This is a genomic window from Plantactinospora sp. B6F1, from assembly GCF_040120695.1.
Lineage (GTDB): Bacteria > Actinomycetota > Actinomycetes > Mycobacteriales > Micromonosporaceae > Plantactinospora.
In genome coordinates this window covers 418433-434699 of sequence record NZ_JBEEAC010000002.1, presented here as the reverse complement: position 1 = coordinate 434699, position 16267 = coordinate 418433, and the positions used below count along the sequence as shown (strand labels likewise).

The 16267-nt window shown below is 72.4% G+C and carries 15 protein-coding genes; 6 read left to right on the top strand and 9 right to left on the bottom strand.

Annotated features, from left to right (window positions below; all coding sequences use genetic code 11):
* Positions 1 to 36: 36 nt before the first annotated feature.
* Positions 37 to 1329, bottom strand: a complete 1293-nt coding sequence (locus ABNF97_RS05120; protein ID WP_349337790.1) for an acetyl-CoA C-acetyltransferase — start codon at positions 1327 to 1329, stop codon at positions 37 to 39.
* 57 nt (positions 1330 to 1386) lie between these two features.
* On the opposite strand from ABNF97_RS05120, the gene ABNF97_RS05115 reads away from it, so the two are divergent.
* The 3 genes from ABNF97_RS05115 to ABNF97_RS05105 all read left to right on the top strand — a co-directional run bounded on the left by ABNF97_RS05115 (position 1387) and on the right by ABNF97_RS05105 (position 4964).
* Positions 1387 to 2844 carry a 3-oxoacyl-ACP reductase gene (locus ABNF97_RS05115; protein ID WP_349337789.1) on the top strand — a complete coding sequence of 486 codons (1458 nt, stop codon included), beginning with the start codon at positions 1387 to 1389 and terminating at the stop codon, positions 2842 to 2844.
* Complete coding sequence (locus ABNF97_RS05110) at positions 2844 to 3740, top strand: MaoC/PaaZ C-terminal domain-containing protein (protein WP_349337788.1); 897 nt, start codon at positions 2844 to 2846, stop codon at positions 3738 to 3740. Before ABNF97_RS05115 ends, ABNF97_RS05110 begins: the two co-directional genes overlap by 1 nt.
* Positions 3741 to 4091: 351 nt before the next feature.
* Positions 4092 to 4964 (top strand): pectate lyase family protein, encoded by an 873-nt coding sequence (locus tag ABNF97_RS05105; protein WP_502930452.1) that lies wholly within the window; start codon positions 4092 to 4094, stop codon positions 4962 to 4964.
* A 181-nt stretch (positions 4965 to 5145) separates the two neighbouring features.
* Here the strand turns inward: ABNF97_RS05105 and ABNF97_RS05100 are convergent, their stop codons facing one another.
* The 4 genes from ABNF97_RS05100 to ABNF97_RS05085 form a co-directional block, all read right to left on the bottom strand.
* A complete protein-coding gene (locus ABNF97_RS05100) occupies positions 5146 to 6699 on the bottom strand; it encodes a serine hydrolase domain-containing protein (protein WP_349337786.1) in 1554 nt (517 codons plus the stop codon).
* 36 nt (positions 6700 to 6735) lie between these two features.
* Positions 6736 to 7059, bottom strand: coding sequence for a hypothetical protein (locus tag ABNF97_RS05095; protein WP_130461418.1), 324 nt, complete (start codon positions 7057 to 7059; stop codon positions 6736 to 6738).
* Entirely contained in the window at positions 7056 to 7439 is a 384-nt protein-coding gene (locus ABNF97_RS05090) for an ArsR family transcriptional regulator (protein WP_130461417.1), read from the bottom strand. The genes ABNF97_RS05095 and ABNF97_RS05090 overlap by 4 nt, the downstream gene beginning before the upstream one ends.
* 121 nt (positions 7440 to 7560) lie before the next feature.
* Positions 7561 to 8157: a TetR/AcrR family transcriptional regulator gene (locus tag ABNF97_RS05085; RefSeq protein WP_130465730.1), complete on the bottom strand. Its 597-nt coding sequence runs from the start codon at positions 8155 to 8157 to the stop codon at positions 7561 to 7563.
* A gap of 151 nt (positions 8158 to 8308) precedes the next feature.
* On the opposite strand from ABNF97_RS05085, the gene ABNF97_RS05080 reads away from it, so the two are divergent.
* The 3 genes from ABNF97_RS05080 to ABNF97_RS05070 all read left to right on the top strand — a co-directional run bounded on the left by ABNF97_RS05080 (position 8309) and on the right by ABNF97_RS05070 (position 11673).
* Positions 8309 to 8761, top strand: coding sequence for an SCP2 sterol-binding domain-containing protein (locus ABNF97_RS05080; protein ID WP_130465729.1), 453 nt, complete (start codon positions 8309 to 8311; stop codon positions 8759 to 8761).
* Positions 8762 to 8828: 67 nt separating this feature from the next.
* Entirely contained in the window at positions 8829 to 10043 is a 1215-nt protein-coding gene (locus tag ABNF97_RS05075; protein WP_130461416.1) for an acyl-CoA dehydrogenase family protein, read from the top strand.
* Between the two features lie 13 nt (positions 10044 to 10056).
* Positions 10057 to 11673: an AMP-binding protein gene (locus ABNF97_RS05070; protein WP_349337785.1), complete on the top strand. Its 1617-nt coding sequence runs from the start codon at positions 10057 to 10059 to the stop codon at positions 11671 to 11673.
* 53 nt (positions 11674 to 11726) lie between these two features.
* Here the strand turns inward: ABNF97_RS05070 and ABNF97_RS05065 are convergent, their stop codons facing one another.
* The 4 genes from ABNF97_RS05065 to ABNF97_RS05050 form a co-directional block, all read right to left on the bottom strand.
* Positions 11727 to 12671, bottom strand: a complete 945-nt coding sequence (locus ABNF97_RS05065) for an endonuclease/exonuclease/phosphatase family protein (RefSeq protein ID WP_349337784.1) — start codon at positions 12669 to 12671, stop codon at positions 11727 to 11729.
* Between the two features lie 120 nt (positions 12672 to 12791).
* Complete coding sequence (locus ABNF97_RS05060; RefSeq protein ID WP_130461413.1) at positions 12792 to 13403, bottom strand: hypothetical protein; 612 nt, start codon at positions 13401 to 13403, stop codon at positions 12792 to 12794.
* 161 nt (positions 13404 to 13564) lie between these two features.
* Entirely contained in the window at positions 13565 to 14854 is a 1290-nt protein-coding gene (purD, locus tag ABNF97_RS05055; RefSeq protein ID WP_349337783.1) for a phosphoribosylamine--glycine ligase, read from the bottom strand.
* Between the two features lie 88 nt (positions 14855 to 14942).
* Positions 14943 to 16238 (bottom strand): adenylosuccinate synthase, encoded by a 1296-nt coding sequence (locus ABNF97_RS05050; protein ID WP_130461411.1) that lies wholly within the window; start codon positions 16236 to 16238, stop codon positions 14943 to 14945.
* Positions 16239 to 16267 lie beyond the last annotated feature (29 nt).

Below are 16267 nucleotides of genomic sequence, written 5' to 3'. Positions count from 1 at the left end.
GGGACCTTCCGTGCCGGCCCGAACAACCCCGCCAATTCAGCGTTCCAGGATCGCCACCACGCCCTGACCGCCGGCCGCGCAGATCGAGATCAGCCCGCGTCCCGAACCGCGCTCGGCGAGCAGCTTGGCCAGGGTCGCCACGATCCGGCCGCCGGTCGCCGCGAACGGATGGCCGGCGGCCAGCGACGAGCCGTTGACATTCAGCTTCCCGGGGTCGATCGACCCCAGCGGGGCCTCCAGGCCCAGTCCGTCCCGGCAGAACTCCGGCGACTCCCAGGCGGCCAGGGTGGCCAGCACCTGCGAGGCGAACGCCTCGTGGATCTCGAAGTAGTCGAAGTCGGCCAGGGTCAGTCCGGTCCGGGCGAGCAGCCGGGGCACGGCGTACGCGGGGGCCATCAGCAGCCCTTCGTCGCCGTGCACGAAGTCGACGGCGGCGGTCGCCGACGCACCGAGCCAGGCCAGTACCGGCAGGTTGTGCGCCCTGGCCCACTCCTCGGAGGCGAGCAGCACCGTCGACGCCCCATCAGTGAGCGGTGACGAGTTGCCGGCGGTCATGCTGGCGTGCTCGGCGTCCGGCCCCCGGGTGCCGAAGACCGGCCTGAGTTTGCCGAGCTTCTCCACGCTGGTGTCGGGGCGGAGGTTCGCATCCCGGGTCAGCCCGAGGTACGGCGTGACCAGGTCGTCGAAGAACCCCCGGTCGTACGCGGCGGCGAGCCGCTGGTGCGACCGGACCGCGAGTTCGTCCTGGGCCTGCCGGTCGACGTTCCAGCGCCGGGCGGTGATCGCCGCGTGCTCACCCATCGACAGTCCGGTACGCGGCTCGGCGTTGCGCGGAACCTCCGGCCGGAACGGCTGGGCCGGGCGCAGCCGGGCGGCGGCACGCAGCCGCCCGCCGAGCGTCCGGGCGGCGTTGATCTCCAGCAGGGTGCGTCGCAGCTCCTCGTTGACCGCCAGCGGCGCGTCCGAGGTGGTGTCCACGCCACCGGCGATCCCGACCTCGATCTGGCCGAGCGCGATCTTGTTGGCGACCAGGATCGCCGCCTCCAGGCCGGTGCCGCAGGCCTGCTGGATGTCGTACGCGGGGGTGCGCGGGTCGAGCCGGGAGCCGAGTACCACCTCCCGGGTGAGGTTGAAGTCCTTCGAGTGCTTGAGCACCGCACCGGCGGCCACCTCGCCGAGCCGCTCGCCGGACAGGCCGAACCGGGCGATCAACCCGTCCAGGGCGGCGGCCAACATGTCCTGGTTCGACGCCTTGGCGTACCGCCCGTTGGAGCGGGCGAAGGGGATCCGGTTGCCTCCGAGGACCGCGACGCGACGTACGGCTTCCATGGTGACGCCTCCAGAACGCAGGGTTGTCCCTACCTTACCCGCGAGTAGGCTACGGGCATGAGTGACAGGTACGCGAGCTTCGCCCACACCGGTCCCGGCCGGGCGCTGGTCAAGCGCCTCGGCCTGCCCGATCCGCCCAGGCTGCGCCGTCACCGCCCCGGCGACCCGCTCGTCCACGGCCCGGTACGCCTGGACGCCGCCCCCGGTGGTCGCCTGGTCGAGCCGCTGGCCACGCTGCTCCGCTCGGCCGGCGTGGAGATCTCCGATCCGTCGGGGGCTCGAACCGCCTCGCCGAACGGCCGGGACGACTCGGCCAACGACCGGGACCATTCACCGAACGGCCGGGACCACACGTCGAACGGCCGGAGCACCGGGCCGGCCGACGGGAACGGGGACGGGCGAGTGCCCCGGCAGGCCGCCCTGCTCTACGACGCCACCGGCATCACCGACTCGGCCGGGCTGCGCGCGCTCTTCGACTTCTTCCACCCGCTGGCCCGGGCGCTGCACCCGTCCGGCCGGGTGGTCGTCTTCGGCACCCCGCCGGAGTCCTGCGGCACGCCTCGGGAGGCGACCGCGCAACGCGCCCTGGAAGGGCTGACCCGGAGCATCGGCAAGGAGTTCGGCCGGGGTACGACCGCACAGCTCGTCTACGTCGCGCCGGGTGCCGAGCGGGCCGTCGAGTCGACCCTGCGCTTCCTGCTCTCCGGCCGCTCGGCGTACGTCTCCGGGCAGGTGATCCGGATCGGCCCCGCAGAGGTGCCGGAGGTCGACTGGGCCCGCCCGCTGGACGGCCGGATCGCGCTGGTCACCGGGGCCGCCCGGGGAATCGGGGCGAAGGTGGCCGAGGTGCTGGCGGCCGACGGCGCCCGGGTGGTGGCGCTGGACGTGCCGGCCGCCGGTGACGCGCTCGCCGAGGTCGCCAACGCCGTCGGCGGTACGGCGGTACAGCTCGACCTGACCGCGCCGGACGCGCCGCTGCGGCTCGCCGACCATCTGGCCGACCGGTACGGCCGGGTCGACGTGGTGGTGCACAACGCGGGGATCACCCGGGACAAGACGCTCGGCCGGATGACCCCGGACCGGTGGGACTCGGTGCTGGAGGTCAACCTCACCAGCCAGGAGCGGATCAACGACGTACTGCTGGACCGCGAGCTGATCCCGCGCGGCGGGCGGCTGGTCGGCGTCTCCTCGATTGCCGGGATCGCCGGCAACCGTGGTCAGACCAACTACGCCACCTCGAAGGCCGGGGTGATCGGCCTGGTGCACTCGATGGCTCCGCTGCTCGCCGAGCGCGGCATCACCGTCAACGCGGTCGCGCCGGGCTTCATCGAGACCCGGTTGACGGCCAGGATCCCGCTGGTGCTGCGCGAGGCCGGTCGGCGGATGAACAGCATGGCGCAGGGCGGCCTGCCGGTCGACGTCGCCCAGACGATCGCCTGGTTCGCCTCGCCCGGCTCGGCCGGCGTCACCGGCAACGTGGTCCGGGTCTGCGGCCAGAGCCTGCTGGGGGCCTGATGTCCGACCTGCCGAACCACACCGAAGGACCGTCCGGGGTCGAGTTGGCGGTGCTGCCGGCCGCCGGGCCGCTCTACCGTCGGGCGGTGATCGGGCTGGCCCCGAGGTTCGGGGCGGCCCGGCGTGCCGAGCGGCTTCCCGAGACCGAACTGCTGGTCCGGTCGGTGGCGGTGGACCGGGACCACCTGGCGGCGTACGACCGGGTGTGCGGGTTCCGGCTCACCGACACGCTGCCGCCGACCTATCCGCACGTGCTCGCCTTTCCGCTGGCCCTGCGTCTGATGAGCGCGCCGGAGTTCCCGCTCCCGCTGGTCGGGCTGGTGCACGTGGCGAACCGGATCACCACCTACCGTCCGGTGGACGCGGCGGAGCGGCTGGATCTCGCGGTACGCGCCGTCGACCTGCGCCCGCACGACCGGGGCCGACAGTTCGACATCGTCTGCACCGCCTCGGTCGCCGGGGAGGTGGTGTGGCGCGGCGTCTCGACGTACCTGCGACGGGAGCGTACGGCGGCCGACCGTGACCGGCGCGGCTCCGGGGATCGGGCGGCTCCCCCGGCACCGACCGCGCTGTGGCGGGTGGACACCCGGGTGGGCCGGGACTACGCCCGGGTCTCCGGCGATCACAACCCGATCCACACGTCGCGGATCGCCGCCCGGCTGTTCGGCTTCGCCAGGCCGATCGCACACGGCATGTGGAGCAAGGCCCGGTGCCTGGCCGCGCTGGAGGGGCGGCTGCCCGACGCGTACACGGCGGACGTCGTGTTCAAGCTGCCGGTGCCGCTGCCCGGCACGGTCGCGTTCTCCGCCGCCCGGGCCTGGAGTTTCGGGCTGCACGACCCGTCTCGCGGCCGCCCGTACCTGCTCGGCGAGGTGGCGCCCGCGAACGAGCGCTGATCCGGGTGATCCGGACTGATCACGCTCTCGGGCCAAGCCCGACAGGTCGCGACAAACATCGAGATTTGTCGTTGACACGACAGTAGGGCATCGATAGTCTTCGCTCTAAGCTGGAAAGCGCTTTCCAGCATCCCGTCCCCTGGTGCGGTCCGGACCCGCCGGCCGCACCGTCCACCCACCGCTGGCGGCGTCCGCGTCCCACCCGCGACCCGGCCGTCGGGGTGGACCACTTCCGCTCGGAGGTTCCCTGTGTCCAGCACCGAAACCACCACCCGTCCCTGGCGACTCGGCCGGGTCCCGCTGCTCGCCGCGGTCACCGCCGCCACGCTCGTGGCCAGCTCCCTGGTCGCCATGCCGAGTGCCTCGGCGGCCTCGTTCAACCTGGAGGGCTGGGCCGCCCAGGGCGGCGGCACCACCGGCGGCGGCAACGCCTCGGCGGTGACCGTCACCGACTCCGCCGGCCTGATCAGCAACATGCAGGCCAGCGGTGCCCGGGTCATCCGCGTCTCCGGCACCATCTCGATCAGCGGCATGCAGAAGGTCGCCGCCAACAAGACCATCATCGGGGTCGGCGGCAACGCCACCATCACCGGCGGCGGACTCAACGTCGCCAGCGTCAGCAACGTCATCATCCGGAACATCAACTTCCGGAACTGGGGCGACGACGCGATCAACGTGCAGTACTCGACCCGGGTCTGGATCGACCACAACAGCTTCAGCAACGGCTCCGACGGCGCCGTCGACATCAAGCGCAGCTCGGACTACATCACCGTCTCCTGGAACCGGGTCTTCAGCCACGACAAGTCGTTCCTGCTCGGCCACTCCGACAACAACGCCGGCGAGGACGTCGGGCGGCTGCGGGTGTCGTACCACCACAACTGGTTCGACGGCTCGAACCAGCGACACCCCCGGGTCCGGTTCGGCAACCCGGTGCACGTATACAACAACTTCTACCGGGGCAACGGCGGCTACGGCGTCGCCTCCACCTGCAACGCGGGCGTACTCGTCGAGGGCAACTACTTCGAGAACGTCGACGACCCGTACCACCGGGGTGAGGGCAGCTCGCCGGTCGGCGGCCTGGTCGCCCGGAACAACCACTTCGTCAACTCCGGCTCCGGCCAGGCCGGCGGCAGCGTCAACGGCATTCCGTACGGGTACAGCCTCGACCCGGCCGCCAACGTGAAGTCCATCGTCACCGGCGGCGCCGGCACCGGCCGGATCTGACCCGCCGGCACGGCGTCGACCGACCCGGCCCCGCGCGCCACCGGCGGTGTCACGGGTGCTCCGGTCCCACCGGACCGGAGCACCCGTACCCCTGCTCCACGGGAGGATCCCGCTCCCGTCCCGACGCCCCTTGTCCCGATCTCCCGTCCCGACGCCCCCCGTCCCGACGGCGCTCGGACGGTCAGCGAACCACCTCGTAGCGCGGCTGTTCATCCGGCACCCCTCGCCGACCGGCCAGGGCAACCACCGCCACGCCGACCCGAGTCAGCGCCAGCAGGCCGGCCAGCACGGCCACCGCCACGATCGCGTCGCCGATGTCGGGCGCGAAGAGCCGCACCTGGGCCAGGCCGGCACCGTCCCAGGCCGCCGGAAGCAGCCACGTCGTCCCGGCGGCCAGGGCCGCGCAGCCGGCGACCCAGCCGGCGGCCCCGGCGACGGTCCGGCGGCGTGACCGCGCCGGCCCGGCCGGGCGGCGAACCACCCGGACCACCGACCAGACCAGCAGGGCGAGCAGGAGTACGGCGACCGCCAGCAGCCCGCCGAGCAGCCGGCCGAAGATGGGATCCTCCGCCGCACCGGCCTCTGCCTCGACGCCGTGCAGGATCCGGGCCACGTTGAAGGCCGCCGAGACCAGTGGAGCGTCCATCGCCAGGCTGTAGATGTTGGCCAGGACCACCACGGCCAGGTCCGATCCCGGCGCCAGCACGACGTGGCCGAAGGAGTTCGCGGTCGCCCCGGCGTGCCAGACGATCCGCTCGGCCGGCTCGCCCAGGGTGCCGTCCCGCCACCCCATCGCGTACCGGCCACCGCCGCCGGTGGAGACCTGGCCGGCGTGCAGTTGGGCGATGCCCTGCGCCGACAGTACGGCGCGACCGGCGTACCGGCCGTCGTCCAGCTGGGCGACGGCGTAGTGGGTCATGTCGGTCAGGCTCGCCGCCAGGAAGCCGTACGACACGCCGGAGGTGTCGAAGGGCGGGGCGAAGCGCTGCGGCCGGCCGAAGTAGTAGCGGTGTCCGGGCGGCACACCGACCGCCTCCGCCTCCGCCTCGGTGGCGGCGGAGTCGACCATCCCGAGTGGGTCGAGCACCTGCCGGCGCAGGTATCCGCCGTAGGTGTCACCGGTCACCTCCTCCACCAGTGCGCCCAGGACCAGGTAGTTGGCGTCGCTGTACTGGTGCACGGTGCCCGGCTCGGCGGTCGGCTCGACCGCCGACAGGTCCCGTACCGCACGAGCCAGTGCGCCGGGCCTGTTGTCGTACCGGTCGGTCAGCCCCATCGCCGCCACCTGCGGCAACCCGGTGGTCTGGACCAGCAGTTGCCGTACGGTGATCCGGGCCGCGATCGACTCGTCGGCCAGCCGCAGCCATGGCACGTACCGGCGGACCGGTGCGTCCAGCTCGACCCGCCCGGCCTCGACGAGCTGCATCACCGCCAGCGCGGTGAACGACTTCGTCACCGAGCCGAGCACGAACGGCGTGCGCGGGGTGAGTGGCTTCCCGTTCCCGTCGACCCCCCAGGCGCCCTGCCCGACGACCCGGTCGCCGCGCACCACCGCGTACGCCAGCCCGGGAGTGCGGACCTCGGACATGTACCCCCGCAGGTAGCTCTCCACCCGGCTCAGGTCGTCCGGCGGTGGTGCTCCGGCGGTCGGGCCGATCCCGGCGGCGACCGCCACCGGCACGGCGACCACCGCCGCCAGAACCGTCCGGACGGCGTGCCGCAGACTGCGTCTCATTGCGTTCCTCCCCGTGGAAGTGCCGTCGACGTCGACTCAGCCGATCTGGCTGAGCAACCGCTCCAACTCGGCCAGCCGCTGCTTGACCTCGGCCATCTCGTCGCGGGTGCCGCGCAGTTCGGTGCGCAGCCCGCCGAGTTCCTCGGCGGTCGCGGCGGTCGCCTCCGCCGTGCGGCTCTCCGCCTCGACGACCCGTTCGACCAGGTCGCGGTATGCCGCCTCGCCGGCCGTGCTCCGCCGGGCCCGGTAGAAGCCCAGGCCGACGAATCCGACGACGGCGACGACCATGACCGCCAGTACGGCCGTCGCGATCGTGGCGGTGTGTGCGATGTCCAAATCGGCTGCCAACAGTGTGCTCACGTGCTCGTGTCCTCTCCCGATCCGCCCGCTGCCGGGCCGTTCTCTCCTGTTGCGGTCCCGGCCGGCTGCGCCGCCTCCAGCGTCGCCACGGCCTCGGCGACCAGCTCCGGGGTGAGGGCCAGTGCGAACGGCACCACCTCGAAGTACTTGACCGAGCTGCCGTCCCGGGCGGTCTCCAGCTCGCCGACGACCAGGCCGGCCGCCTCCAACCGCTGGAGGTGCATGTAGAGCAGCGGCCGGTTCATCCCCAGCTGGCGGGCCAGTTGGCTGACGTAGCTGCGGCCCTCGGCGAGCGCCGCGACGATCCGCAGCCGGTGCGGGCTGGCCAGCGCGGTGAGCGTGCGCAGCAACTGCTCGCCAGCGGGTGCGGCCTGGTCCATGCGTCCGGTTCCCTCCCGGGTGTCAGACTGATCTGACACCCCCTGTCAGGAAAGACTGACACCCCGAGCCGCACGCGTCAAGTCGCAGCTGCGTCAGGCCGGGTGGGCTGGGGAGGCGGAGTCAGACCGGGTCGGCGCCGGGCGGGGGACGCCAGAGGCGGCCGGCGAGGAGGTCGCCGGCACCGGTCCAGGCGAAATCCATCATCCGGCCGGCCATCGCGTCCGGGTCGGCCCCGGGGTGGTCGGCCAGCCAGTCGGCGACCGACTCCGCGGCACCGACCAGGGCGTACGCCATGACCTCCAGTTCGGCCGGGCGGACCTCGCGGCCCTCGGCGGCCAGGCCCCGGGCGAGCATCCCGGCGACCACCTCGATGATCCGGCTCCGCATCGCCGCCACCTCGCCGGCGAACGGCCGCTCACCCCGGGCCTGCCGGTAGAGGACCGCCCAGCCGTCCCGGTGCGCGCCGACGAACCGGAAGAACGCCCGCAGGCCCCGCCAGAGCCGCTCCTCGAACGGCAGGTCCGGTACGACCGCACCGACGATCGCCTCCACCAGCCGCACCCCCTCCCGGTGCAGGCAGGCGGTGAAAAGCTCCTCCTTTGACCCGAGATAGGCGTAAACCATGGGTTTGGAGATGCCCGCCTCGTCGGCGATCTCGTCCATGCTCGCCGCGTGGAAGCCGCGCCGGGAGAAGACCCGGACCGCGGCATCGAGCATCTGCTGCTCCCGTACGGCCCGGGGCAGCCGCCGGAAGGCGCGCGGAGTCGACACCTTGCGAGCTTACCTACTCGTGCGTAAGGTTACGCACGAGTAACCAATAACGTTGACCGGAACAGCGACCACCGACATCAGCCCGGAGGGCCTTGGCATGACCGACTTCGACCCGGCGAACTTCGCCTCGCTCGAGCCCAAGCAGTTCGCCCAGATCGTCAAGTCCACCCCGGACGACAAACTGGCCGAGGTGATGAGCGGCGACCTGCGCGGCAACGTCCTCGACGCGGTGTTCGGCCGGATGCCGACACTGTTCCGGGCCGACCGGGCCGGCAACACCAACACGGTCATCCACTGGACCATCACCGGCCGGCAGGACGGCGGCTCCGACACCTACGAGATCGTGATCGAGAACGCGACCTGCCAGATCTCGGAGACCCCGCAGCGGGATCCGAAGCTCACCCTCACGATGGGGCCGGTCGAGTTTCTCAAGATCGTCTCCGGTGGCGCCAACCCGGTGACGATGTTCATGACCGGCAAGCTCAAGGCAAAGGGCGACCTCGCGCTGGCGGCCAACATCGCCAACCTGTTCGACATCCCGAAGGCCTGAACCGACACCGGGCGCCGGCCCGGCCGGCGCCCGGGCCCGACCCGACGACCGACGACGAGGGGGCGGCGTGACCGAGTTCTCGCTCGACCTGAACGAGGAGCAACGGGACCTGCGCGACTGGGTGCACGGCTTCGCCGCCGAGATCGTGCGCCCGGCCGCCGCCGAGTGGGACGCCCGCGAGGAGACCCCCTGGCCGGTGCTCCAGGAGGCGGCGAAGGTCGGACTGTACGGCTTCGAGTTCATCGCGAACTGCTGGGCCGACCCGACCGGCCTGTCCCTGCCGCTCGCCAACGAGGAGCTCTTCTGGGGCGACGCCGGCATCGGCATGGCCCTCTTCGGCACCACCCTGGCGGTGGCCGCGATCTACGGCTCCGGCACCCCCGAGCAACTGGTCGAATGGGTGCCGCAGTGCTACGGCGACACCGACCGGCCGGCGGTGGCGGCGTTCTGCAGCACCGAGCCGGAGGCCGGCTCCGACGTGGCCGCCATGCGTACCCGGGCCCGCTACGACTCCGCGGCCGACGAGTGGGTACTGACCGGGCAGAAGGCGTACGCCACCAACGGCGGAATCGCCGCCGTGCACGTGGTGACCGCCTCGGTGGAGCCCGAACTCGGCTCCCGGGGGCAGGCCGCGTTCGTGGTGCCGACCGGCACCGAGGGGCTGACCGCGACGAAGAAGCTGAAGAAGCTGGGACTGCGCGCCTCGCACACCGCCGACGTCTTCCTGGACGAGGTACGGGTGCCCGGCCGCTGCCTGCTCGGCGGGCACGAGGCACTGCGCGAACGGCTCGACCGGGCCCGCTCCGGCCAGCGCGGCAAGAGCCAGGCGGCGATGCGTACCTTCGAACTCTCCCGACCCACCGTCGGCGCACAGGCGATCGGGGTGGCCCGGGCGGCGTACGAGTACGCCCTGGCGTACGCCGGGGAGCGGGTCCAGTTCGGTCGGCCGATCATCGAGAACCAGGCGGTCGCGTTCGCGCTCGCGGACATGCGTACGGAGATCGACGCCGCCCGGCTGCTGGTCTGGCGGGCTGCCTGGATGGGCCGCAACAACCGCCCGTTCAGCGCGGGCGAGGGTTCGATGTCCAAGCTCAAGGCCGGCGAGGTGGCGGTCTCGGTGACCGAGAAGGCGGTGCAGATCCTCGGCGGCGCCGGCTTCCTGCGCGAGCACCCGGTCGAGCGCTGGTACCGGGACGCGAAGATCTACACCATCTTCGAGGGGACCTCGGAGATCCAGCGGCTGGTCATCTCCCGGGCCATCTCCGGACGCCAGATCCGCTGACCGGAGCCCCTCCTTGCCTTCCGACCTCGCGTTTCTCGTCGCCACGCTGACCCGGCGCGGGCTGCTGCGGCCCGGCTCGCCCCGGCGGGTCGCCGCGCAGCTCGGCGCGCTGCGGAACTGGGGGTTCAGCCTGGCCGGCGAGCTACGCCAGGCGGCGGCCCGGGACCCGGACCGGGTCGCGCTGATCGACGAGGAGCACGGCGACATCAGCTACCGGGAACTGCTGGACCGGGCCGAACGGCTGGCTCGGTCGCTGCGGATCCGGTACGGCGTCACCGAGGGCTACCGGATCGGGCTGCTCTGCCGCAACCACTCCGGGCTGGTCGAGACCGTCCTGGCCGGCGGGCTGCTCGGCGCCGACATCGTGCTGGTCAACACCGGGCTCTCCGGGGCACAGCTCGCGGCCGTCGCCGCAGAGCAGCGGATCCGGCTGCTGGTGCACGACGCCGAGTTCCTCGACCGGGTGGTCGGGCTGCCCACGGAGGTGGAGCGGCTCGACGAGCGGGAGTACCCGGGACTGGTCGCCGGGGCGCCCCCGGGCGAACTGCGCCCACCAGCCCGGGACGGCCGGACCATCGTGCTCACCTCCGGCACCACAGGTACGCCGAAGGGTGCCCGCCGGCCCACCCCGAGCGGCCTCGGCCCGCTGGTCGCGATCATCGACCGGATCCCGCTGCACGCCGGAGTCCGGATGATGGTCGCCGCCCCGCTCTTCCATACCTGGGGGTACGCGGCGCTCCAGATGGCATTCGCCCTGCGCGGCACCGTCGTACTGCACCGCAGGTTCGAGCCGCTGGCCGCGCTGGAGGCGATGCGACGGCACTCCTGCACCGCACTGTTCGCCGTACCGGTGATGGTGCAGCGGCTGCTGGAGGTGCCGACCGCGACGCCCCGGCCGCCGCTGGAGGTGGTCGCGGTGAGCGGTTCGGCGCTCCCCGGCGGCCTGGCCACCCGGTTCATGGACCGCTACGGCGACGTGCTCTACAACCTGTACGGCTCCACCGAGGTCTCCTGGGCCGCCATCGCCACCCCTGCCGAGCTGCGCCGGGCGCCGGCCACCGCCGGCCGGCCGCCGCACGGCACCCGGCTGGCGATCGTCGACCCGCACGGCGAGCCGACCCCGGCCGGCCGGGTCGGCCGGATCCTCGTCGGCAACGAGCTGCTCTTCGAGGGGTACACGGCGGGCGGCCGGGAGCCGGACGGCCGGGGCGGTCCGGAGCCGGACGCTCGGGGCGGTCCCGTCGGCGGGCGGCTGCTGGACACCGGCGACCTCGGCCACCTGGACGCCGACGGGCTGCTCTTCGTCGACGGCCGCGCCGACGACATGATCGTCTCCGGTGGCGAGAACGTCCATCCGTCCGAGGTGGAGAACGTCCTCGCCGAGCTGCCCCAGGTGCGCGAGGTGGCGGTGATCGGGGTGCCGGACCGGACGTACGGGCAGCGGCTGGCCGCGTACCTGGTGCTGCACCCGGGCGAGACGCTCGACCCGGACGCGGTACGCGAGTACGTCCGCCGCTACCGCGCCCGGTTCTCGGTGCCCCGGGACGTGATCTTCGTACCGGCCCTGCCGCGCAACGCGACCGGCAAGGTGCTGACCCGGGAACTGCGCCGCTACCACCGGGCGGCCTGACCCCGGGCCGCCCCTGCGCGGTCGACGGTCAGGCCCCGGGGCATGTCGACGGCTCAGGTGGTGACCCGGACGGTGACCGTGCCGATCAGGATCCGGTGGTCGGAGCAGGCGCCGCCGCAGGCGGTGGAGATAGAGAGCGAGTCGCCGGTGTACGTGCCGACGATCCGGTTCTCGCGTACAAAGATCATGTCGATCTTCTTGCCCTGGCCGCCCGGACCGCTGGTGTCGCCGGCGGCGACGGTCGTCTCGCCGTAACCGGGGCTGTCTGCGTGGGTGTCGTCCAACTCCCGGTAGTCCCCTCGGTTACCGCCGTTGAGCGGAACGTTCAGGTTCCTGGAGTACCAGGGGTTCATCCGGCCGTAGTCGGGCTGGGCGTTGAAGTCACCGGCGATGATCACGGTGTCCCCGGCGGCGTGGTAGTTCTCCAGCACCGTCAGCACCTCGCCGAGCTGCCGTTCGTTGATCTTGACGCCGCCGATCACATCGTTCGACGGTGTTATGTGGGTGGTGCAGAACCGCAGGTGCGGACGGGCCTCCAGCGGCGCACAGAGCAGCTGGCGTCGCTCGAGACTGCCATCCGGCGCCAGCGGGAAACGGGCGGCGGGACCCATCGGCTGCCTGCTGAAGATGGCCAGACCGAACGGTTCACCGTTGCAGGCCGTCGAGTTGTGCTCCTGGAACCGGGAGAAGTTCTCCACATCCGTCGGCCAGCCCGAGGCCCGCAGGTTGGACTGCACCGCCTTGTACTGGCTCCGGCACAGCTCGTTGAGGGCGGCGAAATCTGCGTGGCGGTTGCGGATCGAGTTCGCCAGTGCGGTGATCAGCCCGTTGCCGGTGGCACCCCGGTGCATCTTCCAGCCGGCCACATTCCAGGTCCAGACGTTGTACCTGGCGTTGACCTCGTCGGCCGAGGCCGGCACGGCGGCCGGCAGCACCACCGCCGGCACCATGGCCGTCACCGCCGCCGCGAACGTCGCGAGCCCCCGTCGAAACCGCATCGCCCCTCCTGATGACCACCGAATCGATGCCGGCGAGGATAACGGGTCGTCGCGGCTTGCGTCCGCAGCCGTGCACAAGGGACGTCCGAAGAGGACGGGACGGGCCTGGCAGCCCTCGTTTCAGACCTGGGGGATCTCGTGTACCAGGGCCGAGGCGGTCAGCGTCTTGGAGCGCACCTCGCCACCGCCGACGGTACGCAGCTGGTAGGTGTGCTTGACGTACTCACCCGGACTGCCGCCGCACGCGAAGTTGATGGTCGCGGTGCCGACCGCCGGATAGGTGTCGTAGATTCCGGGGCCGTCGACGGAGAGGGTGACCTGGTCGGTGCCGGTCACCTTCCACTCCAGGATCACCGGAACCCCGGGGATGGGGTTCACGCTCGTGCCCTGTGCGCACTGCGGCTTCTGCTTGATCCGGTAGAAGACGATCGTCGGTCCGCTCGGCTTCTGCTGGGTCGTACCGTTCCCCGACGTACCGCCGTGGTCGCCGCCGCCGGTGTTGCCGCTCTGACCGCCGCCGGGCTGCCCGCCCTGGCCCGCCGGGCTGCCGGTCGGCGCCGGCGCGGCGGCCGTCTCGTCCGACGGCGCGCTGCCCAGGCCGGCGTCACCGGCGACCGGCGCCGAGCTGGCCGGCGCGGACCCGCCGCGCTCGATCGTCACGCAACCGGTCGCCACGACCGCGACCGCGCCGCCGAGGGCGACCAGGGCCGCCCGAGTCAGGTACCTGTGCATGGTCGCTCCTCCGCTGAGTTCTCCCCGAGGCCGACGGCCGGGGGTGAACTCACGGTAGGGACCGGGTGAGATCGGCGAATCACGGTTTCGTGCCAGCCGGGACGGCAACGCCCGGGCGATCGCGGTGACCCGGCGGTGCGGGCGTGCGGGCCGGCGGGGCTTCAGCAGGCCGGCGACGCCACCCGGTCGGGTGCGGCGAGCCGGCCCGCCGCGGCCAGCGCCGCGATGTCGGTCCGGTGGTGCGCTCCCGGCAGGCCGATCCCGGCGACCAGCGCGTAGGCGGCGGCCCGGGCCGCGTCGAGGTCGGCACCGAGGCCGGTGCCGGAGAGGACCCGGCCACCGGCGGAGACCAGCGCGCCGTCCGAGGCGCGGCGGGCCGTGCCGGCGTGCACTATCCCGGCCCGCTCCGCGCCGGTGATCACGTCACCGGTCCTCGGCGTACCCGGATAGCCCGCCGAGGCGAGCACGACGGTGACCGCCGCACCGGGCCGCCAGCGCAGCGGTGGATGCGCGGCCAGCGTGCCGGTCGCCGCCGCGTGCAGCAGGCCGGCGAGCGGCGTCTCCAGCAGCGGGAGCACGACCTGGGTCTCCGGATCGCCGAACCGCGCATTGAACTCGATCACCCGGGGGCCGTGCCGGGTGATCGCCAGCCCCACGTAGAGCAGCCCGCTGAACGGGGTGCCCCGGCGCCGCATCTCGGCCAGGGTCGGCTCGACCACCGTGGTCAGCACCTCGTCCACGGTGTCCGCGGGCAACCACGGCAGCGGCGCGTACGCCCCCATGCCACCGGTGTTCGGTCCGGTGTCGCCGTCGCCGACCCGTTTGAAGTCCTGGGCCGGCAGCAGCGGCAGCGCGGTCTCGCCGTCGGTGACCACGAAGATCGAGACCTCGGGCCCGGCCAGGTACTCCTCGACGACGACCCGGCCACACCCGGTGGCGTGGTCCAGCGCGGCCGACCGGTCCTCGGTGACCACCACGCCCTTGCCGGCGGCGAGTCCGTCGTTCTTGACCACGTACGGCGGGCCGAACTCGTCGAGCGCCTGCGCCACCAGCGCGGATCCGATCCCGCCACCGGCCCTGTCCACCGTCCGGCACCGGGCCGTCGGCACCCCGGCCGCCGCCATCAGCTCCTTGGCGAACGCCTTGGAGCCCTCGATCCGGGCCGCCGCGCCGGACGGGCCGAAGCAGGGGATGCCCTTGGCGCGTACCGCGTCGGCGACCCCGGCGACCAGCGGCGCCTCCGGACCGACGACGACCAGGTCGGCCTGGACCTCGACGGCGAGCGCCGCGACCGACGCCGGATCGGTGGCCTCCACCGGGCGCAGCTGCGCGACCGAGGCGATGCCCGGGTTGCCCGGTGCGGCGATCAACTGGTCGACGGCCGGGTCGGCGGCCAGGCCGAGCGCCAGAGCATGCTCCCGCCCGCCGCCACCGATGAGTAGTACGCGCACGACGCCCGATCCTACGGCCAGGCGGGTAAGGAAGGACTCCCGCCTATCGTTTTTTGTTGTACAGGGGGCCCTTCCTCACCGCATTTCCTCACCGCATCGGGATCAGTTCGTGCCGGACGATGTTCTCGTCCCGGCCGGGGCCGACACCGACCACGCTGACCCGGGCCCGGCACAGCTGTTCGATCCTGGCCACGTAGCGACGGGCGTTCTCGGGCAGCTCCGCCTCGGACCGCGCCTTGGAGATGTCCTCCCACCAGCCGTCCAGCTCCTCGTAGATCGGCTTGGCGTGGTGGATCGCGGTCTGCGTCATCGGCATGTCGTCGTACCGCTTGCCGTCGATCTCGTAGCCGACGCAGATCGGCACCTTCTCCAGCCCGGAGAGGACGTCGAGCTTGGTGACGACCAGGTCGGTGATGCCGTTGAGCCGGACGGCGTACCGGCCGATCACCGCGTCGAACCAGCCGCACCGGCGCTCCCGACCGGTGGTGGTGCCGTACTCGGCGCCGACCTTGCGCAGGTGCGCGCCGTGGTCGTCGAAGAGCTCGGTCGGGAACGGCCCCGACCCGACCCGGGTGGTGTACGCCTTCGTCACCCCGATCACCTGGTTCACCGCCATCGGCGGGATGCCGGACCCGACGCAGGCACCGCCGACGGTCGGGTTGGACGAGGTGACGAAGGGGTACGTGCCGTGGTCCATGTCGAGCATGGTGGCCTGGGCGCCCTCCAGCAGCACCGTCTCGCCCCGGTCCAGCGCGTCCCAGAGGATCACCCGGGTCTCCGCGATGTACGGCCGCAGCCGCTCCGCGTAACCGAGGTACTCCTCGGTCACCGCGTCGACGTCCAGCGCCTTGCGGTTGTAGACCTTGAACAGGATCTGGTTCTTCTCCCGCAGCGCGAGTTCCAGCTTCTTGCGCAGGATGCCCGGGTCGAGCAGGTCCTGCACCCGGATGCCCATCCGGGCCACCTTGTCGCCGTACGCCGGGCCGATGCCCCGTCCGGTGGTGCCGATCCGGGACGAACCCAGGTAACGCTCGACGACCCGGTCCAGCGCCCGGTGGTGCGGCATGATCAGGTGCGCGTCACCGGAGATCCGCAGCCGGGAGACGTCGACGCCCCGCTCGGCCAGCCCGTCGATTTCCGAGATCAGCACCTTCGGGTCGACCACCACGCCGTTGCCGATCACGATCACCGCGCTCGGCGAGAGCGCGCCCGACGGCATCAGGTGCAGCGCGTACTTCTGCCCGTCCGGGGTCACCACCGTGTGCCCGGCGTTGTTGCCGCCGGAGTAACGGACGACGTAGTCGACCCGGTCACCCAGCAGGTCGGTAACCTTGCCCTTGCCCTCGTCGCCCCACTGCGCCCCGATGAGCACGATCGCCGGCATCTCTAAACCCGCCTCCAGGGGGCTCGGGT

Coding starts and splice junctions, on each gene's coding strand:
- ABNF97_RS05120 (WP_349337790.1), bottom strand. CDS start 1,329: ATGGAAGCCGTACGTCGCGTCGCGGTCCTCGGAGGCAACCGGATCCCC.
- ABNF97_RS05115 (WP_349337789.1), top strand. CDS start 1,387: ATGAGTGACAGGTACGCGAGCTTCGCCCACACCGGTCCCGGCCGGGCG.
- ABNF97_RS05110 (WP_349337788.1), top strand. CDS start 2,844: ATGTCCGACCTGCCGAACCACACCGAAGGACCGTCCGGGGTCGAGTTG.
- ABNF97_RS05105 (WP_502930452.1), top strand. CDS start 4,092: ATGCCGAGTGCCTCGGCGGCCTCGTTCAACCTGGAGGGCTGGGCCGCC.
- ABNF97_RS05100 (WP_349337786.1), bottom strand. CDS start 6,699: ATGAGACGCAGTCTGCGGCACGCCGTCCGGACGGTTCTGGCGGCGGTG.
- ABNF97_RS05090 (WP_130461417.1), bottom strand. CDS start 7,439: ATGGACCAGGCCGCACCCGCTGGCGAGCAGTTGCTGCGCACGCTCACC.
- ABNF97_RS05085 (WP_130465730.1), bottom strand. CDS start 8,157: ATGCTCGATGCCGCGGTCCGGGTCTTCTCCCGGCGCGGCTTCCACGCG.
- ABNF97_RS05080 (WP_130465729.1), top strand. CDS start 8,309: ATGACCGACTTCGACCCGGCGAACTTCGCCTCGCTCGAGCCCAAGCAG.
- ABNF97_RS05065 (WP_349337784.1), bottom strand. CDS start 12,671: ATGCGGTTTCGACGGGGGCTCGCGACGTTCGCGGCGGCGGTGACGGCC.
- ABNF97_RS05060 (WP_130461413.1), bottom strand. CDS start 13,403: ATGCACAGGTACCTGACTCGGGCGGCCCTGGTCGCCCTCGGCGGCGCG.
- ABNF97_RS05050 (WP_130461411.1), bottom strand. CDS start 16,238: ATGCCGGCGATCGTGCTCATCGGGGCGCAGTGGGGCGACGAGGGCAAG.